Genomic DNA, 23617 nt, shown 5'->3' with positions numbered 1-23617 from the left:
ATTTCCTCTTTCTAATAGTCATAAGTGTAATGACTATTCTTTCCAAGGTGAATGTAAAACGCAATCACAGAAATTTTTGCGTTTAAAGCCTGGAAGAAGTAACGAGCAAACATCTGCTTTAATGTTTCCAAAAGTAGTTTCAGGTTTATGAGCGAAACCTTCAAGGAAAGCAGGAAGGATTTTTTGTTTGAAATTATCTCGAGGGAAAGCAGATACAACTTGCTCGCGAATTTCCTCTGAAATTTCGTCATATCCATCCCCCATAACATCGTATCCTACTCCAGAATAAATTAATGAAACTTGGGGTTCTTTATATTCAGCAATTCCAATCGTTGTGTGAAGTGCAATCGAATCCCAAACCAGTCTAATTGACTCATTATCCATGCCATGTTGTTGCAGAAAACTACGTGCAGCATTTGCACCATCTACTTCAAAACGTTTGTCTGGACTACTAAATTTCTTTGTAAGTCCAAGATCATGGAATAGAGCGCTAACATATAATAGCTCTTCGTCATACTTAAGATTAGCTTTTTTCCCTTGAAGAGCACCGAATAAGTAAACACGATTTGAATGATTCCAAAGTAAATCGTTACCATATTCACGAAGAATTTCTTGCGCCTCTACTGCTATTTTACTATCTGGAATTACTATACCTGCAACTGTTTTTTGCATATAAATTGCCTCCTATAAATAATTGATATTGTCCATTTTCTTGCTAGCTCATGAGCTTAACTTAATTATATAAAGCATCTATTATTTATCAATGTAATCATTTCTATCGTTTTCATAGAAAGTATCTATGATTAAGGTTTCAATAAATCATAAAGAAACAAACTCAAATAACTACTTTTAACTTAAAAAATTTTGGCGCCTCCTATTTCACGAATTAAATTTATCCTTAATATATAAATGTTTTATGTACTCAAAATAATAGATGTCATCTATGTTAACTATAGAAATTATAGAATTGATTAATAGTTGACTGAGAGTTAAACTGAAGTTGCTTTACAAGATAGCAATACGAAATGATAAGTAACTTTAATAGATAAAAATTTCACGATAAGGGGTATATAAAGTATCTTGTAAAGCGTGGTTTTAAACGTAATGATATCTGTATATGTTTAGGTTAGAACTTAAAGGTAATCCTTTGAATCCATTATGCTTTTGCAAAAGAGGACTAGTGTGAAATGAAGTTATTTTCTTGTAGTGAATGGCTTTCATTCTTCTATGTATATTAATAAAAGTAATGAAAGCTTGTTGATGGCAAAGATTATATTATCAATGTTTGCTTTATGTTTTTTAGGAAGCCAATGTTTTTTATTTCATTTAAGTATTTGAATGTGTTTTAGCTAGTTCGCTATTGCAAAGTAGATTGGAGGAATAATAAATGGAGGTTTTTCATTCTGGAGAGCGTACTGTACACGATTTACTAGGTGTACAAAAGATTGCAAACTCTGCAAGTACAATGATTCAACAGACACTCCCAAAGAAGTTCATGAATTTTCTCAATGGACAGAATTCATTCGTGATGTCTTCTATGGATCAAAGAGGAAGAGTTTGGAGTTCATTTTTAGCAGGAAATCTTGGTATCATACAAGCTATTGAAGCCGACATAGTTAAAATCAATACAAAAATAAACGAAGGTGACCCTTTATTTCTAAATATTTTACAACATAAAGAAGTAGGGATTTTAGTAATTGATTTTGCTTCCAGAATAAGAATACGAATAAATGGTAAGGTTTCGATAGTTTATCCAGATGGAAACTTTGAAATCAAAATTGAACAAGTATTCGGTAATTGTCCTAAATATATACAGGCGAGAAGATTCGAATATAAAGCTGTTGAAGAAATTGTAAATAAGAAACTTCATCCACTTAACACTTTAAATAAAAAGCAACAGAATTGGATTAGTGAATCTGATACTTTTATTATTGCAAGTGCAAGTTTTGAGGGAAAGATGGACATTTCCCATAGGGGTGGGATGCCAGGATTTGTTCATGTCATTAATGAAAAATCAATTATATTTCCGGATTACTCAGGAAACATGTTGTTCAATACCTTAGGAAATATTTTTCAAAATCCCAATGTTGGGTTACTGTTTTTTGATTTTAATACTGGTGGTACATTACAAATCACAGGAGAAGCAAGTATCATTTGGAACATTGATCAAGATATTCTCTCAAAGTTCCCTGGTGCACAACGTTTAGTACAATTTCAAATAATTGAAGTACTTGAAGTACCTTGTTATGAATCTTATAACTGGGAGTTCTTGAATTATTCTACTTTCAATCCAAAATAGAAAAGGCGGGAAAATATTATGCAAATTAATATCACTGTTACAGAAGCAGCTATTAAACATTTCGAAAGTTTAGAGACTAAATATCCTAACCATTTTCGATTTCTACAATATGAAATGGGAGGCTGCGGGCGTCCATTGGATGGGGTTGTAAGAATACAATTAATTAAATCAGATGTAGGTTTCGAAGAAATTCAAACAAACTGGAAATCATTTTATATAAACAAAGCCTCTTTAGCTTTTCTTGATGATAATTTAACTATTGATTTCTTTGAAGGATTTCAAATTAGAAGCTCTAGTCAAACTTATAGTCACAACATCCCTTTAGAAATTGAAAAATAAGGGTACTCATTGTTAAATAGATAGAAATCTTTAAGCTGAAAGGTGAAATAAATCATATATAACCAACAAAATTTTTGTAAGGGAAAGGCTATAGGAAATTAAATATACCCACTAAGCAAAATTATTATCGAATCTCAAATAACAAAAGCGTAATTTTCTCTAGTAAATTTAATTAGAGAAAATTACGTTTTTTTATAAATGAAGGAATAGAACATTTAGGCAATAATACAGTAAAGGGAGAGTATGGAGCGTTTATAAGGCTGAAAAATTAAGGATTTCTTATAATATGAATAAAGATATGCAAAAAAATATAATTATTTTTTTAAAAAGGAGATTATTTTTATATGGAATTAAGACAGTTAGAGTATTTCATGACACTTTATAAAGAACTTCATTTTACAAAAGCAGCAGATAAGCTAGGTATTACGCAACCTACATTAAGCCATCAAATTAAAGCTCTTGAAGACGAAATAGGTATGCCGTTATTTGACCGCATGGGAAAGAAAATAGCCATCACTGACGTTGGTTCTATTTTAGCCAACGAATGTAAAAATATTTTTAATGCATTAGATAATGTAAAAGAACAAATCAGTGAATTAAAGGAGATAAAAGGAGGTAACATTGCAATTGCCACTTTGCCTGGCGAACTAACAGACTTAGTCTCCACTTTATTATTAGATTTTCATAAAAATTATCCGGAGGTAACAGTAAAAATTATAAGTTCAGATGAAATACTAGAATTAATAAACCAGAATCAGGTTAATTTTGCTGTTACAATTGATTCTTCCGAGTACGTATTCGAAGATGAAAAAATTGTAAAAATACCATTATACACAGAAGAGTTATTTTTAGTGGTATCAAATAACCATTCACTAGTTAATGAACAAGAAATACAATTCTCAGAATTGAGTAAATTACCATTAATCTTGTTCCCAGACAGTCATGAATGCAGAAAGTTATTGAATTATACATGTTTACCACAAAAAATAAACTTGTCTCCAATTATTGAAACCTCTAGTATCGAATCGTTATTTGATCTTGTTAGAAATGGATTTGGCGTGACAATTGTCTCTAAAACTTTACTTGATATTACTGTAGATAATGATGTATTAGCAATTCCTATAGTAAATCCTAGAATTAGTAGGAAAGTTAACCTTATTTTACGTAGAGATAAATTTATTGGGTTTGGCACTAGAAATTTTATTGAATTGCTTACAAATGAAATTATAAAATTAGGATTTCCTATTTCTGAACAAAGTAAAGAACAGATTAGAAAATTAATTAAATAGTGATTGAATTTCGAATAACTATTAGAGGGGAGATAGAACATATCTATCATTATAATAGAAAAAGTAACATTGCCCTATCTTGTTATAGATATATAATTTAATTAAAGTTTCAATTAGTTTAGATCATCAAAAAAATGTCCTTTTTATCTAAATTTCTTAGAACTTATTTGTGAAGCTTTAATTGACGAGCGTATTTTTTTGACTTTTATTGAAAGTGGATTACACTATAAAAATTTTAGAGAGTAGATAATTTGAAAGTAGGTAAAAAAATGTGTGGCTATGTAGGATGTTTGTATAATACTGCAAAAAGATATTCAGAAACAGAAAAAATACAATTTGAAAATATGACGAATCTGTTATACCACCGTGGTCCAGATGACCAGGGATATTTTCGTGACGAGCATGTTCAATTTGGGTTTAGACGGTTAAGTATTATTGATTTGGATGCGGGACATCAACCGCTAGCATATGATAATGAACGCTATATACTTATGTTCAATGGTGAAATTTATAATTATATAGAATTACGTGAAATGTTAATTAAACAGGGAGCATGTTTTTCAACTCAGTCAGATACGGAAGTTATTGTTGCATTATATGCCCAAGTAAAAGAAGAATGTGTAAATTATCTTCGTGGAATGTATACTTTTGTAATTTGGGACCGTCAAGAGAAAAAATTATTTGGTGCTCGCGATCATTTTGGAATTAAACCACTTTACATTGCACAACAGAACGATATAACTTTCTTCGCATCTGAAAAGAAAAGTATCCTACATGTAATGCAAGATAAGGGTGTAAATCCAACTGCTCTCCAACATTATTTTACATACCAATACGGACCAGAACCAGAAACATTAACAAATGATATTAATAAAATTGAACCTGGTCATTATTTCATAAAAGAAATTGGAAAAGAGATAGAGGTTTATCGCTACTGGAAACCATATTTCAATGCTTCAGATAACAAAAAAGAGGAACACATTCGAGCAATTCGTGATGTATTATATGACTCAGTAAAAGTACATATGCGTAGCGATGTTCCAGTGGGTGCATTCTTATCTGGCGGGATTGATTCATCTATTATTGCTTCTATTGCAAAAGAAATAAATCCAAATCTCCTAACATTCTCTGTTGGTTTTGAGCACCGTGGATTTAGTGAAATAGATGTAGCGAAAGAAACTGCTGAGAAATTAGGAGTAAAAAACTATAGTGTATTGGTAACACCACAAGAATTTATGAATGAATTCCCAAAAATCATGTGGCACATGGATGACCCATTAGCAGATCCAGCAGCAGTACCATTGTACTTTGTTGCAAAAGAAGCACGTAAACATGTAACAGTTGTTCTGTCTGGTGAAGGTTCAGACGAGCTATTTGGCGGATATAATATTTATCGTGAGCCAAACTCTTTAAAAATGTTCTCATACATTCCCACTTCCGGGAGAACGGTTTTAAAAGCTTTAAGTGGAGCACTTAAAGAAGGGTTTAAAGGGAAAAGTTTTCTAGAGCGTGGATGTACACCAATTGAAGAACGTTATTATGGTAATGCAAAGATCTTTCGTGAAGAAGAGAAGATTAAGTTAATAAAGTCTTACAATGAAAGTGTTAACTATAAGGATGTTACCAAAGCATTGTACAATGAAATTAAGGATTATGATGATGTAAGTAAAATGCAATACATTGATATGTACACATGGTTACGTGGAGATATTTTATTAAAAGCGGATAAAATGTCTACAGCTCACTCACTAGAATTACGTGTTCCATTTCTAGATAAAGAAGTCTTTGATGTCGCTTCTAAAATTCCAACAGAATTAAAAATTGCCAATAGAACTACAAAGGCTATTTTACGTGAAGCCGTACGTGGTATTGTTCCAGATCATGTACTAGATCGTAAGAAACTCGGTTTTCCAGTGCCAATCCGTCATTGGTTAAAAGATGAAATGTATGACTGGGCTCTGAATATTATTAAAGAAAGTAAAACCGAACATTTAATTGATAAAAAATATGTATTAAACTTACTGGAGGCACATCGCACAGATAAAGGTGATCATAGTCGTAAAATTTGGACAGTACTAACCTTTATGGTATGGCATCAAATTTATATAGAACATACATATGATACAAATTTATTTAGTGAAGAGTGTCGAGTATATAATTTAGTTTAAATTTATATGTCCATCAATTTAAGAATTATATAACGCCTTCAAACAAAACTGTCCATTTTTACTTGGAGGGAAAGCATCAACAAAACGTGAATTTCGTACGCTAAGCAATTTTCAACATAGAAAAGGCCGATTCCCTGTACGCTAAGGGAATTGGCCTTTTTTATCAGTGTAAGAAACATTCAACCAATCATTACATATCATCATTAAAATACGAACGTATATACTTCAATAACAGCTAACCAAATGATAGGAAAAACACTGTAGTATATTTAACTGCTTGCTAGTATGCCAGAGCAGTTCGTCTGTATTAAAAAAATGATACAGGAGCAAACAAAGATTCCGCGCCCAATCTTAACGCAAGATGCAAAAGAAAGGATTGAAAATAAGCTGTTAACTTCATATTTAGGTGAAGAAGAGGTTTTATTTACATATTATAAAAATAGCTATCTATATAAAAATTACATAACAGAAGCTGGTATAAATCCAGTAAATAAGACAATTACTTGTACGGAGGACGGAGGATGCTTTTCATAATCAAAGGATGTTTAAGTTTGGTGATGTAGTTGAAGTGAATTAGAGGAGGCATATCTCTTCCTAAGTTAATTATATCATGTAAATCAAGTTCGAAATAGACTATTTATTCGTATTGACTCCTGCTACAATCAAGAACACATGCATAGTAAGGAGAGATGTTACATGAGTTCTTTTGTTCTCGATTTTCAGGAAATAGAAAACACGCAGCTTTCGCTCGTCGGTGGAAAAGGTTTGAATTTAGGGGAGTTAACAAACATTCAAGGTATACAAGTACCCGAAGGTTTTTGTGTTACAACGGTAGGATATGAAAAGGCTATCGAGCAAAATGAAGAGCTTCAAACTTTGTTGCAGCAGCTAACAAAGTTGAAAATGGAAGAGCGTGCTCAAATTGGTGAAATGAGTAAGAAGATTAGAGAAGTCATTATGGCAGTAGAAATCCCTACTGATGTAGTGGAAGCAGTAGCTCATTATCTCTCACGTTTTGGAAATGAACATGCGTATGCCGTGCGTTCTAGTGCGACGGCTGAAGATTTACCGTATGCTTCATTTGCAGGTCAACAAGATACGTATTTAAATATTATCGGAGAAGAAGCGATTTTACAGCATGTAAGAAAGTGCTGGGCGTCTTTATTTACAGAGCGAGCAGTTACGTACCGCATACAAAATGGTTTTAAACATAATCAAGTTTCTATATGTGTTGTCGTTCAAAAAATGGTTTTCCCTGAGGCTTCGGGCATTTTATTTACGGCTGATCCGATTACTTCTAACCGAAAGGTGTTATCAATTGATGCCAGTTTTGGACTTGGTGAGGCATTAGTATCGGGACTGGTCTCTGCCGATAATTATAAAGTAAAAGAAGGCGAAATTTCAGAAACGATGATAGCGACTAAAAAAATAGCTATTTATGCTTTAAAAGAGGGCGGAACAGAGACGAAACAGATTGATCCGGTTCAGCAAAAACTTCAAACATTGTCTGAACAACAAATTTTACAACTAGCACAGATCGGAAGACAAATCGAAGCTTATTTTGGTTGTCCGCAAGATATTGAATGGTGCTTAGCCCATGATACAATTTATATAGTCCAAAGCAGACCGATTACGACTTTATATCCAATTCCAGAAGTAAATGATGGGGAAAATCACGTGTATATATCAGTTGGTCACCAACAAATGATGACCGATGCGATGAAACCATTAGGTTTATCTTTTTTCCTGTTAACGACTAGTGCCCCTATGCGTAAAGCGGGAGGCAGGTTATTTGTTGATGCTACGCAACAATTAGCTTTACCTGCTAGCAGAGATTACTTAATAAACACTTTAGGAAAATCGGATCCACTTGTAAGAGATGCATTAACGACTATAATCGAGCGAGATGATTTTATTCAATTGTTACCGGATGATGAAAAAGAAAAGGATCTTAGTAAAAATGTGCCATCTGCAAGTTCGCAACAACAACCTGAGAATGATCCGGAAATCGTTACGAATTTAATAAAGAATAGTCAAACATCAATAGAAGAGTTAAAACGAAACATGCAAACGAAATCAGGGGTGGATGTACTTGATTTTATTTTAGAAGACATTCAGCAATTAAAGAAAGTATTATTTAACTCGCAAAGTATAGCTATTATTATGGCAGGTATGAATGCTTCATCATGGATTAATGAAAAGATGGAACAATGGCTAGGGGAAAAGAATGCAGCAGATGTACTTTCACAATCTGTACAAAATAATATTACTTCAGAAATGGGTTTAGCATTATTAGATGTTGCAGATGTGATTCGGCCGTATCCAGAAGTCATTGCGTATTTACAACATGTAGAAGATGACAGCTTTTTAGATGAATTAATTCAGTTTAAAGGCGGGGAAAAAGTTCGGGATGCAATCGATGCCTTTCTAAATAAATATGGAATGAGATGCAGCGGAGAAATCGACATTACGAAAACGCGCTGGAGTGAACAGCCAGCTACAATTATACCGATGATTTTAAATCATATAAGGGACTTTGAATATGGTGCTAGTAAACGGAAGTTTGAAGAAGGGCTGCAGGAAGCTGTGAAAAAAGAAGAAGAGTTAGTAAATCGATTACAACACTTACCGGATAGTAAACAAAAAGTAGAAGAAACGAAGCGTATGATTCGCAACATCCGTAATTGTATCGGGTATCGTGAATATCCAAAATACGGCATGGTTAATCGTTATTTCATATATAAGCAGGCGTTACTGAAAGAAGCTGAGCAACTTGTGCAGAGCGGTGTCATTCATGAAGTTGATGATATATACTATTTAACTTTTGAAGAGCTTCACGAAGTTGTTCGCACGAATAAACTAGATTACGAGCTGATACAAAAACAAAAAAATGATTACAAATTATATGAAAAACTAACGCCTCCTCGTATAATGACGTCTGATGGAGAAATCATTACAGGTAAATATAAACGAGAGAACCTCCCAGCTGATGCGATTGTAGGTTTGCCTGTTTCATCAGGAGTTATAGAGGGAAGGGCACGCGTTATTTTAAACATGGAAGAAGCGAATTTAGAAGAGGGCGATATATTAGTTACTGCTTTTACTGATCCGGGCTGGACACCGTTATTTGTGTCTATAAAAGGGTTAGTCACTGAGGTTGGTGGACTTATGACACATGGAGCAGTGATTGCACGTGAATATGGATTACCGGCAGTTGTCGGTGTGGAGAATGCTACGAAAATAATAAAAGACGGACAACGAATTCGGGTACATGGAACAGAAGGATATATTGAAGTGTTGTAATGAAATAAAAGATCATCCGCTATTAAAGTGGATGATCTTTTATTATATAGCGGACTTATTTCTTTAAACCAGCTGCATAAAAAGGTCCATGAACTGCAATAGTTGATAAAAAGCGAGCAATCTCCTCAGGTGTTTCTTTTTGTCCATTATTTAACCATTGCTGGATGACACCTATATGTGCAGATGCCATATAAGAAGTTAAGTATTCGCTTGGAACAAGTAAATTCTCCTTATTAATGAGAGGACCATTCGTATCTTCAAATAATGTTTTCCACATAAAGTCTTTCAGTTTTGTTTGGAAAGATAAATCTCCTTTCGGACTTAGTACAGCTCTCATAAAATCACTATTTTCATTTAGAAATTCAAGAATAGAAGTGATAAGTATAAATGGCATTGTTGGAGAAGGATTTGTTCCAAGGTCAGCAATAACTTCCGGGAATTTCTGTTTAGCAATGTTAGAAAACTCGTACATAATGTCTTCTTGGCATTTTGTCATTAAATCAAATTTATCTTGATAGTGCGCATAGAAAGTACCGCGATTTATGTTTGCTTTCGTTGTAATATCTTTCACTGTAATGGCGTCAAAACCCTTTTCTTCAATTAGCTCCACCAATGCGTTCCGTATGGCAGTTTTCGTACGAACAACACGCAAATCTAAATTACTATCGCGCAAAGCATGTCCCTCCTTAATTTTACTGAACACATTTAGAAAATGTGTCTTATAACCGACACATTCACGATTTTTGATTATTGTATAAGGTTCAACTCGAACATATAATTCAAAATATAAATAAACAACACGTTGTTGATTATTATAAATCAAATTAAAGGAGGAGAAAAGAAGATGTTTAAAAATAAACTTTTATTGTTATCACCAGTTATTGCACTACTTGTTGTTTTTATTTTTTCATTAACGTTATTTCCAACTGTTCAACCGCAGCCGAAAAACTTGCCAATTGCAATTGTAAATGAGGATCAAGGTGTAGAAATTCCAAATCAACCGAAAATGAATATGGGGCAAACAATTGTTGATACGGTGAAAAAATCATCGAAATCAGAGGAAGAACCCGCAGTGAAGTGGGTAGAAGTAAAAAATAAAGAAGCCGTTCAAAAGGGATTAAACAATAAAGAGTATTACGCGGCATTAGTCATCCCGAAAGAATTTAGCGCAAAACAAGCGTCGTTACGAACACCACAGCCATCTTCACCTGAGATAGAAATATATATTAATCAAGGAATGAATACGGCTGCATCAACTATGGCAGGACAAATATTACAGGCGACCGTTGATAATATGAACAATAATGTTCGTACGCAAATATTAGAAGGGTTAAAAGCAAAAGGAGATACTGTAACAACAGATCAAGCTGTGAAATTAGTAACACCTATTGTAAAGAACGTGAAAAATATGAATGAGGTCGGCAAAAATAGTGCGAACGGTAACTCACCAATATCATTGTTCCAGCCGTTATGGATTGCAAGTTTAGCGAGCGCAGCGATTATTTTTATTGCGATTAGTAAAATACCGGTAAGTTCACGAAAAGAAAACTTTATATTGAAAGTAAAACAAATCGTAACAGGAGCTATTGCGGCACTTGTAATTGGATTTGGTCTTACATGGATTGCAGATGGGATGGTAGGATTAAATATTTCGAACTTCACGGATACAGCTCTATTCTTATCCATTACTTCTTTTAGTTTCTTCTTAATGATATCTGTGGTACTTTCATTAGTTGGGCTAAAAGGAATCGGTTTATTCGCTTTATTACTATTTTTCGGGGCGCCGTTATTATCATTAGCACCTGAGATGTTGTCTCCGTTTTATCAAGACTGGGTTTACCCATGGTTACCAATGAAATTTATGATCGAAGGCTTAAGAGAAATCTTCTTCTTCGGAAAAGGGGTAAGCTGGAATACACCTGTTACTGTACTCGTTTGGATTGGTATAGTAAGTGCGGTTATTATATTAGCAACTGCATTCAAACGTAGTGCAGTAAAAGGGCATAAAACAGAATTGAACGCTTAAAAAAAGCCGTTTCACTAAATTAGTGAAACGGCTTTTTTTGATGAAATCTATAAGTTGAAAAATTAGTATTTGCTGTTGTCGCCTTGGAATAAGTTTTGATGACTTTTTCTTAACGTAAATGCCTGATTGTTAAAAAGTGTTGTATGTAATTAAGCCGGAATTTCTAAAGATCGCGTACGTTCCAAACAATCTCACCGCGCTCGTCATCCCACGTACTGTGATGCCTCTTAAACCCTATCTTTTCTAGCACCCGGAGGGAAGCGATATTCCAAGCGCCTACAGTCGACCAAAGCCTGTGGCGCCCAGTAGCAATTGCAGCGTCCAGTACAACGGCTGCTGCCTCAGTCGCATAACCTTTTCCATGAGCGCTACGGAACAATTCGTATGCAATCTCCGGCTCTTCAAGTGTGGAACGACCGATAATCAAGCCACAGTATCCAATAAAATCGCCTTCGTCTCGCCTACGAATAGTGAGAAGGGAAATGCCATTTTCGTCTGCTTTCTTGCGCATCTCAATAAGCCGGCTACGAACGGAATCAAGGGCTGGCATGTCCACACCACGTTCGCCAATTAATTTTCTCATCCAAACTGAATCGGATTCCTCCCACATACTCAGGTCAAGTCGTTCGGTTTTTAGCTGGAACTCCATAGTTTTAAATAAAGATGGCATAGCGGAACCTCCTAGTTATGTCACTGAATTCATAATAGCTTCGCACCGCATCATGTTGAACTTCTCGTTGATTCGCGAATGTATTTTCCCACTCCCGCGAGAGTTTATAGCAACAGTATACAATAGTGTTATTTTTATGCATAAGCAATTCTTTTGCAAAATAGACCATTTTCTCAAACTTTACTTTCAATCTAAAGCTGTCCCGTTATATACACATGCTCCTACTATTTCAAAATGCATAAAATGTTATGCGAAAGTATGGAGGGGATACAATGTATAATTCGAATTATTATGATTGGTATAGGCAGAATGATAAGTTGATAAGTGATATTGAGAAAGCTATAAATGGAGAGTATAGCGCTATAAGCTGCTATGCAAAATTAGCGAATATGGCTCCAAGTCAAGCAGAGAAAAAACAAATTCTTGAAATTCGTAATGATGAAATAAAACATTTTCATCACTTTGTACAAATTTATACGAATTTAACTGGCAGGCAGCCGAAACCACAGATTACCGAAGACTGTCCGAATACCTACTTACAAGGATTAGAGTTCGCTATACAGGATGAGCAAAAGACAGTAGATTTTTATTTGGAAATTTCAGATGAGACATCGGATGCACATCTGAAAGATTTGTTACGGAGAATAGCTGCGGATGAACAAAATCATGCGGTATGGTTTTTATATTATTTTGTGAAGTCGAAGTGAGCATTAAGAATGACTGATGTGGTGAATATATTAGAAGTTATTTTAAAACGCAGTGCAACGATTGAATAAGATATGTAAATGTAAGTAGAAGGAAACCGTTTCGCTAGTAGTGGAGCGGTTTTTTATGATGCACATAGGTATCGACAAAATATAGTAATTAAATTTGATATATAATGTATGGAACAAAAATAAATAAGCTAGGAGCAGACATATGAAAAGAGGGATTACAGTAGATATTCTAGATGGATATGATAATTTACTTTGGAAAGTGTTAAAGCCAATTGATATTACTGCATTTGATTGGCAAGCCATGGGAAGGGAGGAAGCTTATATAATAATAGAGGATGAATTAGGTCCAGAATTATTTTCAGAAGATAACGAGATCATGGTAGGTTCAGCTTTAAAAAAGCTAATAAAAGACAACATATATTATCTTTTATTTGTAGACTTAAAAGCATATCCAAAAGGGGAAGTACTAGGAGAAATTGAAACATATGAAGAATTTAAGGAGAGTAAGTGTGAAGTAGTCGTATTAGTAGCGGATGGTGATTACATACAAATTTATGTGAAAAACCAAGAAGAGATTGAAATGATGTATGAAAACGCACGGAATCAAGGATTGTATGTAGAATATATTACAGATGAAAATGATGGAAGGACTCGTTTGTCAGTATGGTAGCAATTTGAAAGGGGAAAGGCAATATGGAGAGAAATATAAGTAAAGAATATGCAATTCGAATTGCTACCGAAAATGAGAGTGATAGTATTAAAACTCTATTAAAAGAAGTAGCACAATGGCTACAACATAAAGAAGTGGATCAGTGGCAGTATCTTTTAGGAGAGGAAGCTACGGCTGAAATACTAGAACGTATAAGAGAGAAATATACGTATGTTGTTCTGAAAGAAGATGAAATAGTTGGTACGATTACAGTTTCTCCTAAACAAAATGAATGGGATGAACATATTTTTGGTAAAGAGGAAGTTTCTAATTCATTATATATTCATAGATTTGCGGTGAAACGAAAATATAAGGGGAATGGAATAGGAGAGAGGGTTTTACAGTGGATAGACGAGAATGTACAATGTGATAAAGAGTATTTGAAGTTAGATTGCGTGGGGCATAATCGTACGTTGAATGATTTTTATAAGAAAAATGGTTTTGAATATGTTGGAAGTACGGATGGGCTTAGTAAGTTTCAAAAGAAAAGGAGAATGTGAATGCATCCAATTAACGTAAGTTTAGTTGAAAAGTTAATACAGGAACAGTTTCCCGAATGGGCCCCTTTAGAAGTGAAACCTGTAAAGTTTAGTGGGCATGATAATAGGACGTTTCACTTAGGGGATGAGATGAGTGTAAGATTGCCAAGTGATGTGGCATATGCACCGCAAGTAGAGAAAGAAAATAGTTGGCTTCCTATATTAAGTAAGGGACTTTCTTTACCAATTTCTACACCAATTGCGAAAGGAAATCCGTCTGAAGCGTATCCATTGCCTTGGTCTATTAATAAGTGGATAGAGGGAGAAACAGTTACGAAACAAAACGTTCGTGATTTAAATGAATTTGCAGCGGACTTAGGATCTTTTTTAGTAGAATTGCAATCTATTAATGCGAGTAACGGCCCTTTAGCTGGACCGCATAATTTTTACCGGGGCGGACTTATATCGGTATATGATGAAGAGGCGAGAGTTGCTATCGAAAATAATAAGGATATTTTTGAAGATGCATTATTAAAGCATCTTTGGAATTTAGCACTTAGCTCAACGTGGGATCGTAAACCAGTTTGGGTGCATGGAGATGTAGCGCCGGGTAATTTACTCGTTAAAGGTGGAAAGCTTTGTGCTGTAATTGATTTTGGTATTTTAGGAGTAGGAGATCCTGCTTGTGATGCAGCGATGGCGTGGACGTTTTTTGATGAAAATAGTAGAAATGTATTTAAAGAAGTATTACGCATGGATGAAGAAACGTGGAATAGAGCGAGAGGATGGGCACTTTGGAAGGCGTTAATTACATATGATGCGAATAGGGGTAGTAATGAAAAAGTAGCAGAAGAATCGTATCGTATCATGCAAGTGATTGTGGATGATTATGAGAGGTAATAGAAAAGCCTATTTTAAAATAGGCTTTTTCATATGATTAAATAGTAGAAATAGAAAGAAGGAATATAACATAATTATACAGAATATTTAGATAATAGGAGGTGTCGAATTTTGAGTGAAATTGAATTAAAGAGTAATGTAATTAAGACAGGGCGAGAGAAGGGGATTATTCTTCGGTTTATACTTACTAGTCTCGTTGGAGTGTTTATGTTTTTCGTTCCTGTTACGATAAACGGTGCATCGTCTATTATGATTGATCATATCGTATCGTGGATCAGGGCTTCCGTTCCAGGTGTAGTACCTTATTATGCATTATTTGTTATGGCAATTGGTGCGATTTATCCATTTTATACGAAGAAATGGAATGCATCTATCGTAGACGTTTGTTTTTCTATTTTAAAAGTAGTTGGTGTCGTTTTTGGAGTATTATATTGTTTGAAAATAGGGCCAGCTTGGTTCTTTGCACCAGATGTTGGGCCGTTTTTGTATGAGAAGCTAGTCATATCAGTAAGTTTGCTCGTTCCAATTGGTTCGGCATTTTTAGCGTTATTAGTTGGATATGGATTGCTTGAATTTATCGGTACATTTTGCCGTCCAATTATGAGGCCATTATGGAATACGCCAGGGAGATCGGCGATTGATGCAGTTGCTTCCTTCGTTGGAAGTTATTCGCTTGCCCTTCTTATTACGAATCGTGTGTATAAAGAAGGAAAGTATACGACAAAAGAAGCAGCAATTATCGCTACAGGATTTTCTACAGTATCCGCTACATTTATGATCATCATCGCAAAAACATTAGATATTATGCATTTATGGAATGTTTATTTTTGGACTACGCTTGTTGTAACATTCATCGTGACTGCTATCACCGTAAGAATCCCGCCCCTTAGTAGAAAACCAGATACATATGTAACAGAAGAAGGATTTCCAGAGCCTGTTTATAAAGAAAAAATGCTAGAACGTGCTTGGGAGGATGCGTTAGAAGTATCAAAGTCTGCACCGAGCATTATGAAAAATATTACAGTGAATTTAAAAGACGGATTTATTATGACAATGGGAATTTTACCATCTATTATGTCAGTAGGATTAATTGGTATCGTCTTAGCGAAGTTCACGCCAATATTTGATTGGATCAGTTATATTTTCTATCCGTTTACATGGCTATTACAATTACCGGAAGCAGACTTAGCTGCTAAAGCTGCATCAGTTGGTATTGCAGAAATGTTTTTACCGTCATTATTAGTAGTAAGTGCACCACTTGTGACAAAGTTTGTCATTGCAGTTGTTTCCGTATCATCTATACTGTTTTTCTCCGCTTCCATTCCTTGTATATTATCAACAGATATTCCGTTAAAAGTATCTGAACTTATTATTCTGTATGTGCAGAGAACGATTTTAACGTTGCTTATCATTACGCCGATTGCTTATTTGTTGCTTTGAAGTTTTAATAAGATAAAGTTAAACAAAAGAAGCCGTCTGTAAAAAAGAGGGCTTCTTTTGTTTAAAAGCGGGATATTCTTATTTATTTTTCGTATATGAGGTAACGCTTCTTAAGAAGATTCCTAGTCCCGCAAAAAAGAATCCTAAGCATAATAAGCTGCCTGGCGTTCCCCAAGTAATTTGATCTAGCATTTATTATCCCCTCCCGTTTATCATTATATAGAATTTATTGGAAATTATCAAAAAAATTCTTTTTTAAGGGTTACTGATGAGTCTTCCTACCTTATACGAGAAGAATATATTTGAAAAGAATTCTTTTCTTTATATTTCTTTATTCTTATAATACGTTTTTGATTCTTATGATATAGTAACAACAAAGGGGGCTTAAAAATGGAAATTATTCACGAAAGAGCAAAGTTGCGGTTAATGGATAATACTGATGTCGAAACTTTGTTTTCGATTGTAGAAGGAAATCGGGATATTTGGGCGTATTTAATTTCTAAAATGGATAGTGTGCAAGATATGCAACAATACGTTCAAAAAGCGATAAAGGGTTACGGAAGAGGTACTCAAATACCTTTCATAGTCGTAGATCAACAGTCGAATAAGATTGTAGGAAGTACACGTTTATATAATATTTCAGTAGAAGATAAGACAGTTGAGTTAGGGCAAACGTGGTATCATCCGAGTGTGCAACGTACGAGTATAAATACAGAGTGTAAGTATATGCTTCTTCAGTATGCTTTTGAAAAATTACATATGCTGAGAGTGCAAATTAAGACGGATACAAGAAATGAAAAAGCACAACGAGCAATTGAAAGATTAGGCGCAGTAAAAGAAGGTGTGCTTAGAAATGAAAGAAAATTACCGAATGGTTATGTGAGAGATGCGGTGGTGTACAGTATTATCTCGAGTGAATGGCCAGGCGTAAAAGAACAATTGTTAGAAAAATTAGAGTTGTATAAAGAAAAGTTATAATTCGTGTTTTGAAAGGTATATTGTTCGTGAGATATGAAAAATATACCTTTTTTCTTACAAAATGCTACTTTATTTTAATTCCTTTTGTTTCATCGTTCCCTTCTGAGAAAAAATTCGTTACAATGTAGTTGTATGGTAATAAACTTATGAATTTAAAAAATGTAATGAAAACCGCAAATGAAAATGAATTGATAATCCTCAATTTTAAATGAAAACCCTTTTATACATAAATAACAAGTAAAGTTCCTTCTTTTAAATAAACTCAAACAAAACGATTTGATATAAATGTTTTTTATAGAAGTATGGATGATGTACGGAGGCAATTACAAATGAAAGAAAATAAGAAAAGTAAGAAAAGACGAATCTTTCAAGTATTTTTACTAATGATTTGTTCTGCTATTTTATATGTAAGTTATGCAGCTTACGATATTTGGAGTTATCGTTTTAAAGCAAATGATGACGTGAAAACGGATGCTGGTATCGTACTAGGCGCAGCTTCATGGAATGGAAAACCATCTCCTGTATTTAAAGAAAGAATTAATCATGCGATTTCTTTATATAGGAACGGAAATATTAAAAAGATTATTTTTACAGGTGGTACAAAGTTCGAGGCAGAACTTGAGGAAGCACGTACTGCAAGAGTATATGCAATGAAACAAGGTGTAAAAGAGGAAGATATTTTAATTGAAACTAAATCCCTTTTCACTGAAGAAAATTTAAAAAATGCGAAGCAAGTTGGAATAGAGAACGGTATACAAACATACACGATTGTAAGTGACCCACTTCATATGAAACGCGCAATGAGAATCGCAAAACATATTAATATTGAAGCGTATGCTTCACCAACGCCGACATCAGCATATAAAACGTTAGATACAGAAATACCATTCTTCTTTAAAGAATTATTCTCGTATATTGGATATGTAACCTCTTTGCCGTTAAAAGCATTGAAGGGGGACTAATATAAGAAAAGAATCTATCCTTAAATAGGAACTTTTCTTATTAGTCAAAAACATTGTATTTTTATCGGAATAGTGAAACAATAGAGAGGTAGCTTCATATAATCATAATGACAAAATGAACGGTTTATGAATCGAGCATAAAGGAGATTATAGTATGGCACTCTCATTTGTTGAAACAGAAGAACAGTCTTTAATTATTGAGAAAATAAATAAATTGATTCCGAAGTTCATGGAAAGGGAGCATCAGCTAAGTGAATTAGGATCATTTCCGTATGAAAATATAAATGATTTGAAAGATATTGGATATACGAAATTAACGTTACCGAAGGAATTTGGTGATAGTGCGATTTCTTTATATGACTTCGTTTTATTTCAAGAGAAAATCGCGGAAGGCTGTGGAGCTACTGCATTATCGATTGGCTGGCATCTTGGCATTGTGAAGGAGCTAGCGGAAAATCGCTCTTGGAATGATGAGATGTTCAAATGGTTTTGCGAAGAAGTACGTAATGGTGCGCTCTTTAACAGGGCAGCAACAGAACCGAAAACAGGGAGTCCGACGCGTGGCGGCAAACCAGAAACAATAGCGGTTCAACAAGGCGAGAAGTGGGTTATAAATGGAAGAAAAACTTTTACAACGATGGCGCCAGTACTTGATTATTTTATTATTTCAGCAAGTATGGAAGGCCAAGAAGAAGTTGGTGAGTTTGTCATTCCAAGAAATACACTCGGTGTATCTATTGAAGAAACGTGGGATAGCGTTGCAATGAGAGGGACTGCTAGCCACGACCTTGTCTTACAAAATGTAGAGATAGAAAGCCGCTTTTTTACGGATGTAAAAAGCGGGAAAGTGAAACAAAAGGGTATTGGCTGGTTGCTACATATACCAGCATGTTATTTAGGAATTGCACAATCAGCAAGAAATTATGCAGTTCAATTTGCGGGATCATACAAGCCAAATAGTTTAAACCATTCTATTAGTTTATTACCGAATGTTAGAAAATTAGTTGGAGAATTAGAACTCGAGCTTATGCAAGCTCGCGTCTTTTTATATCAAATTGCGAAAAAATACGATGAGGCAGAAGATAAACTGTCACTGCAAGCAGAATTAGCGGCAGTGAAATACGCCGTAACTAATGCGGCGATATCCATAGTGGATAAATCAATGCGCATCGTAGGAGCAAAAAGTTTATCAGAAAAAAATCCGCTCCATCGTTACTATTTAAACGTCAGAGCAGGATTACACAATCCACCGATGGATGATGCAACATTGTCTATGCTGGCGGATGCGGCGTTTCGGTCGTAGTATTTAAAGCTTACATTTTATTGTTTATGGATATTATAGTTGTTTTGAAAGCACGGGTTTGATTAGTAATCAAACCCGTGCTTTTTATGTGTATGAAGTACTTGGTTGAGATGTAGGTTTTTAATATAAATGATTATCATGGTTTTTTGATTGTTTCTTGTTGAAAATTCTTATTGTAATGCCAGTTTGGAGGCTGTATAAACATTTTTCGTATTTAATCCCAAATTAATGGTCTTTCTAAGTTTACCATTCGTAAATATTGTAAAAATTGACCTGCATGGACCGCATCATGATAGGCAATTCTTAATAGCATATCACCTAAATATCGTTGATAGCCAACATCACTTCTATCAATAAGTCTTGAATCTAGCTCGGCTGTGCTTATTGATTGAACATATTCTATGAAGTCAGTAAAGTATGATTGTGCCAATTCAATTTCTTTTTTTACACAAGTAATTGGCTCGTCATCATACGGGGTACGTATGTCGTTTATTGAACCGTTGTTTTTTATAATCATATGATAGTAAAAAGTTGAGCTCCATACGTGACGAATCATTTCACCAAAGGACATAGCCTCAGGATCAGGCTTCCAATTAAGAAAATTATCGGGAAGAGAATTCCATAATTTTTCTGAGCGCCTTCTCGTTTCTTTTAAATTTAATATACTAAGATCAATTGCATTCATAATACATTCTCCTTTACTATTAAACTTAAAATAATTGTATCAATTTAATAGTTAGGGTATCATCGAAATATGAATGTATATCCGAATATCTCATATATAGCTAAACTAATTGCTGAACCTACAAGAGCAATCATCTTAGAGTGTCTAATGAATAATCAGGCACTACCTGCTAGTGAATTGGCTTATATGGCAAAAGTGTCACATCCAACAATTAGTTCGCATCTTTCTAAATTAGTAGAAGGGAATTTACTTACAGTTGAACAACATGGTAGACATCGTTACTATCGACTTGCTAATCAAGAAGTTGCAGAAGTGCTTGAAAAGTTAGGGACAATTGCACCAACAGTTCAAGTTCGCTCTTTAAAACAATCAAGCCAACTAAAACAAATTCGTTATGCTCGAACTTGTTATGATCATCTTGCAGGCAAACTCGGTGTAGAGATAACTGAAAAATTACTAGATAGGAAATTTATAATTTTAGAGGATGGAGAATACATTGTAACGGAACAAGGTAAGAAATGGTTTCTGAATTTTGGAATAAATATTGATAAGGCAGATATAAAAAGGAGGGTATTTGCAAAACCTTGTCTTGATTGGAGTGAACGACGCTACCATATTTCTGGTTGGTTAGGGTCTGCAATTGCAAAACTGCTTTTTGAACAGGGATGGATTACGAAAACGGATAAGAACCGAGCTGTCCATCTTACAAAGAAAGGTGTAAAGTTATTAGAAGATCAATTAGGCATTGATATGAAAACTGAGGAAAGAAAAGCTTGAAATTAGAAAAGTCCGTCAAAATGACGGGCTTTTTCATTATGGTAGGAGTGTACATGAATAATAGGATGTTATCAATAATCGTTGCTAATAAAAAATCTTTCTTTTCATTCTTCTTTTTTAAGTTTTAAAGGAGAAAGCTAGGCTTCTTATTTTTACTAATGTTATAATAAGAAAAAAGCACGAAAAGAGGTCATCTCATGCTAGAGGTTATTGCAACATGTTTAGAAGATGTAAAACGAATTGAAAGTGCTGGCGGGAAGCGGATTGAATTAATTTCATCTTATACAGAAGGTGGTTTAACACCGAGTTATGCTTTTATAAAGAAAGCGGTAGAAGCGGTAAGTATACCAATTCATGTTATGATTCGTCCGCATGCGAAGTCTTTTACATATACGGAAGAAGAAATTGAAATGATGAAAGAAGATATTGTAGTTGCTCAGAAATTAGGAGTAGCTGGTGTTGTATTAGGTGTATTAAATGAACGAAATGAAGTGGATGAAGGGAAATTAGCGAACTTACTATCTGTTGTAGATGGAATAAATGTAACGTACCACCGTGCGATAGATGATATAGAAAATCCAGTAGAAGCAATGAACACTTTAAAGAAGTTTCATAAAGTGACTCACGTTTTAACTTCAGGTGGACAGGGAAATATAGTAGAGAATATTCCGGTGCTTACAGAAATGCAAAAGGTAAGCGATGGTCAAATTCAGCTTGTAGCTGGAGCTGGGGTGACGAAAGAAAATATAAAGCGATTGCTAGATGGAACTGGAATTTCGCAAGCTCATGTCGGTACAGCGGTAAGAGAAGGAAAATCATGTTTTTCTGAAATAGACCCTAATTTAGTACAAGAATTAGTTGAAATCATAAAATAAGTGCTTAAGAAAGAGGAGAAACGATGAAGGAAAATACGAAGAAAGAATTATTCTCTTGGGCTAAAACGATAGGTTTTACCCTTGTATTAATTGCTATTATTCGCGGTGTTTTATTTACACCTTCTTTAGTGCAAGGTGAATCAATGATGCCCACTTTAAAAAATAACGAACGAGTTCTCGTGAATAAGATTGGTTATAGTATAAGTGGATTAGATCGCTTTGATATTATCGTCTTCCACGGAAAAGAAGGATACGATTTAGTAAAACGAGTAATTGGTTTGCCAGGCGACACAGTTGAGTATAAAAATGATGTTTTATATGTAAACGGAAAAGCGATGGAAGAACCATATTTAAAAAAGTTTAAAGAAAAAGCAGTAGGCCGTGTATTAACTCCAGACTTTACGTTAGAACAAATCACTGGGAAAACGAAAGTGCCAGAAGGCCAAGTATTTGTTTTAGGGGATAATCGTGAAGTTTCTAAGGATGGTCGCATGTTTGGCTTTATTTCAGAAGATGAAATTGTCGGAAAAGGACAAGCTGTTTTCTGGCCGTTGGAACAAGTAAGAGCGTTATAAAGAAAAAGTATGGGAGAAATATTCTTCCGGTGGATTTAAATTACATTTTTTTGTAAAACCGAATGTTCAATTAAGAAAGACAGAGGTCATTTTGATTATTACTTTTCAAAATGGCCTCTGTTTATTTGAAGATAGTATTGCAAGGAGGGAATTTAAATGATAAAGAAAGAATCAGAAATTATCTTAAACAGGAAAGGAGCCAGGAAAGTAAACGAAATTCCTAAAGAGGTCTTACAATTACTACAGCAAGGGAAAGTAGAAAGTGTTAATCTAACAGAATGGCTAGCTATAAATCATATTGAACTACTTAAAAATGTCTTACCTTCAATAGGACTCAAGAATAGTTTGGAATGTATAGTAGCTGAATTAGAAAAACAGAACGTTGAAACAGGAATGAAAGTCATACGAATAACAGGGACTTTATTGGATGAAATTATACTCAAAGAGAATGATAGAAATAAGGAAGACGTACTGTTAAAATTATCTAATCATATTTCAGATAGTGTACGATGTTGGGCAGCGTTTATGAATAAAAAATCAAATGACACATTAAAAGATACATTAACATACATTCGACCTTTTGCGGCGGATCATCATTTTGGTGTTCGAGAAATTGCTTGGATGTCTATTAGAGAAGAACTTTCACAAAATATAGAAGAAAGTGTGGAATTGTTAGTAGAATGGGCAAAAAGTGAAGATGAGAATATTCGCAGGTTCTCTGTAGAATCTATTCGTCCTCGAGGTGTATGGAGTAAACATATTGAAATATTAAAACAAGAACCTGAAAAAGCACTTCCTATTCTTAATTTACTTAAATCAGATCCATCAAAATATGTACAAGATTCGGTTGGAAACTGGTTAAATGATGCAAGTAAAACTAAACCGGATTGGGTAATGAACCTGTGTAAAGAATGGGAAAAGGATGCTGACATAAAATCAACTAGTAGAATTATTAAAAAAGCTAAAAGAACGATTTTGAAAAATAAGTAATATATAACTAATAGACTCAGTAGTTGTACGAAGGAACATTCAATCATGTTAAAAAAGAATAATTTGAATAACTATGAGAAGAGCATGTATTGATCAATACATGCTCTTTATATTTACTTTTTTATTGCAGCTTT

22 protein-coding genes and 1 pseudogene are annotated in these 23617 nt (G+C 34.3%); 19 read left to right on the top strand and 4 right to left on the bottom strand.

What is annotated here, in order from left to right; all coding sequences use genetic code 11:
• Positions 1–33 precede the first annotated feature (33 nt).
• Positions 34–672: an HD domain-containing protein gene (locus tag BUA87_RS07045; protein ID WP_001174225.1), complete on the bottom strand. Its 639-nt coding sequence runs from the start codon at positions 670–672 to the stop codon at positions 34–36.
• A 715-nt stretch (positions 673–1387) separates the two neighbouring features.
• On the opposite strand from BUA87_RS07045, the gene BUA87_RS07040 reads away from it, so the two are divergent.
• From BUA87_RS07040 to ppsA, 6 genes and pseudogenes are all read left to right on the top strand, one after another.
• Positions 1388–2299, top strand: a complete 912-nt coding sequence (locus BUA87_RS07040) for a pyridoxamine 5'-phosphate oxidase family protein (protein WP_072938881.1) — start codon at positions 1388–1390, stop codon at positions 2297–2299.
• Between the two features lie 18 nt (positions 2300–2317).
• The gene (locus tag BUA87_RS07035) at positions 2318–2638 is read left to right on the top strand and encodes an iron-sulfur cluster biosynthesis family protein (RefSeq protein ID WP_001166648.1); all 321 of its coding nucleotides are present in this window, start codon (positions 2318–2320) and stop codon (positions 2636–2638) included.
• A 344-nt stretch (positions 2639–2982) separates the two neighbouring features.
• Positions 2983–3927 (top strand): LysR family transcriptional regulator, encoded by a 945-nt coding sequence (locus BUA87_RS07030; RefSeq protein ID WP_072938878.1) that lies wholly within the window; start codon positions 2983–2985, stop codon positions 3925–3927.
• 269 nt (positions 3928–4196) lie between these two features.
• On the top strand, positions 4197–6095 hold the full coding sequence (asnB, locus tag BUA87_RS07025) for an asparagine synthase (glutamine-hydrolyzing) (protein ID WP_002094073.1): 1899 nt from the start codon (positions 4197–4199) through the stop codon (positions 6093–6095).
• Between the two features lie 285 nt (positions 6096–6380).
• Positions 6381–6672, top strand: a pseudogene (locus tag BUA87_RS07020) (YolD-like family protein).
• 119 nt (positions 6673–6791) lie between these two features.
• Positions 6792–9398, top strand: a complete 2607-nt coding sequence (ppsA, locus tag BUA87_RS07015) for a phosphoenolpyruvate synthase (protein ID WP_072938875.1) — start codon at positions 6792–6794, stop codon at positions 9396–9398.
• Between the two features lie 55 nt (positions 9399–9453).
• Here ppsA and BUA87_RS07010 read toward each other — a convergent pair whose 3' ends face one another.
• Positions 9454–10071 carry a TetR/AcrR family transcriptional regulator gene (locus BUA87_RS07010; RefSeq protein WP_043315287.1) on the bottom strand — a complete coding sequence of 206 codons (618 nt, stop codon included), beginning with the start codon at positions 10069–10071 and terminating at the stop codon, positions 9454–9456.
• 171 nt (positions 10072–10242) lie between these two features.
• Between BUA87_RS07010 and BUA87_RS07005 the strand changes: the two genes are divergently transcribed.
• Complete coding sequence (locus BUA87_RS07005) at positions 10243–11424, top strand: YhgE/Pip domain-containing protein (RefSeq protein ID WP_072938873.1); 1182 nt, start codon at positions 10243–10245, stop codon at positions 11422–11424.
• Between the two features lie 163 nt (positions 11425–11587).
• Here BUA87_RS07005 and BUA87_RS07000 read toward each other — a convergent pair whose 3' ends face one another.
• Entirely contained in the window at positions 11588–12094 is a 507-nt protein-coding gene (locus tag BUA87_RS07000) for a GNAT family N-acetyltransferase (protein WP_001139527.1), read from the bottom strand.
• Between the two features lie 272 nt (positions 12095–12366).
• On the opposite strand from BUA87_RS07000, the gene BUA87_RS06995 reads away from it, so the two are divergent.
• The 8 genes from BUA87_RS06995 (at position 12367) to BUA87_RS06960 (ending at position 19581) form a co-directional block, all read left to right on the top strand.
• The gene (locus BUA87_RS06995; protein WP_000282836.1) at positions 12367–12801 is read left to right on the top strand and encodes a ferritin-like domain-containing protein; all 435 of its coding nucleotides are present in this window, start codon (positions 12367–12369) and stop codon (positions 12799–12801) included.
• Positions 12802–13012: 211 nt separating this feature from the next.
• A complete protein-coding gene (locus tag BUA87_RS06990; protein ID WP_072938870.1) occupies positions 13013–13480 on the top strand; it encodes a DUF2691 family protein in 468 nt (155 codons plus the stop codon).
• A gap of 23 nt (positions 13481–13503) precedes the next feature.
• The gene (locus tag BUA87_RS06985) at positions 13504–14019 is read left to right on the top strand and encodes a GNAT family N-acetyltransferase (protein ID WP_000440752.1); all 516 of its coding nucleotides are present in this window, start codon (positions 13504–13506) and stop codon (positions 14017–14019) included.
• Positions 14020–14898: an aminoglycoside phosphotransferase family protein gene (locus BUA87_RS06980; RefSeq protein WP_072938867.1), complete on the top strand. Its 879-nt coding sequence runs from the start codon at positions 14020–14022 to the stop codon at positions 14896–14898.
• Between the two features lie 111 nt (positions 14899–15009).
• Positions 15010–16338: a YjiH family protein gene (locus BUA87_RS06975; RefSeq protein ID WP_001289425.1), complete on the top strand. Its 1329-nt coding sequence runs from the start codon at positions 15010–15012 to the stop codon at positions 16336–16338.
• 390 nt (positions 16339–16728) lie between these two features.
• A complete protein-coding gene (locus BUA87_RS06970) occupies positions 16729–17316 on the top strand; it encodes a GNAT family N-acetyltransferase (RefSeq protein WP_000402588.1) in 588 nt (195 codons plus the stop codon).
• Between the two features lie 329 nt (positions 17317–17645).
• Positions 17646–18278 (top strand): YdcF family protein, encoded by a 633-nt coding sequence (locus BUA87_RS06965; protein ID WP_000662218.1) that lies wholly within the window; start codon positions 17646–17648, stop codon positions 18276–18278.
• A 154-nt stretch (positions 18279–18432) separates the two neighbouring features.
• Positions 18433–19581 (top strand): acyl-CoA dehydrogenase family protein, encoded by a 1149-nt coding sequence (locus tag BUA87_RS06960; protein ID WP_072938864.1) that lies wholly within the window; start codon positions 18433–18435, stop codon positions 19579–19581.
• A 214-nt stretch (positions 19582–19795) separates the two neighbouring features.
• Here BUA87_RS06960 and BUA87_RS06955 read toward each other — a convergent pair whose 3' ends face one another.
• Positions 19796–20266 carry a DinB family protein gene (locus tag BUA87_RS06955; protein WP_072938861.1) on the bottom strand — a complete coding sequence of 157 codons (471 nt, stop codon included), beginning with the start codon at positions 20264–20266 and terminating at the stop codon, positions 19796–19798.
• Between the two features lie 69 nt (positions 20267–20335).
• On the opposite strand from BUA87_RS06955, the gene BUA87_RS06950 reads away from it, so the two are divergent.
• The 4 genes from BUA87_RS06950 (at position 20336) to BUA87_RS06935 (ending at position 23483) form a co-directional block, all read left to right on the top strand.
• On the top strand, positions 20336–21043 hold the full coding sequence (locus tag BUA87_RS06950; protein WP_001103831.1) for an ArsR/SmtB family transcription factor: 708 nt from the start codon (positions 20336–20338) through the stop codon (positions 21041–21043).
• Between the two features lie 197 nt (positions 21044–21240).
• The gene (locus BUA87_RS06945; RefSeq protein WP_065229019.1) at positions 21241–21918 is read left to right on the top strand and encodes a copper homeostasis protein CutC; all 678 of its coding nucleotides are present in this window, start codon (positions 21241–21243) and stop codon (positions 21916–21918) included.
• Positions 21919–21941: 23 nt separating this feature from the next.
• Positions 21942–22493: a signal peptidase I gene (gene lepB / locus BUA87_RS06940; RefSeq protein ID WP_000662498.1), complete on the top strand. Its 552-nt coding sequence runs from the start codon at positions 21942–21944 to the stop codon at positions 22491–22493.
• Between the two features lie 156 nt (positions 22494–22649).
• Positions 22650–23483: a DNA alkylation repair protein gene (locus tag BUA87_RS06935; protein WP_069355860.1), complete on the top strand. Its 834-nt coding sequence runs from the start codon at positions 22650–22652 to the stop codon at positions 23481–23483.
• Positions 23484–23617: the final 134 nt, after the last annotated feature.

It is taken from the genome of Bacillus sp. bc15 (genome assembly GCF_900142585.1).
Classification (GTDB): domain Bacteria; phylum Bacillota; class Bacilli; order Bacillales; family Bacillaceae_G; genus Bacillus_A; species Bacillus_A cereus.
The sequence above is the reverse complement of the archived record's forward strand: the minus strand, read 5'-3'. Positions and strand labels throughout refer to the sequence as shown.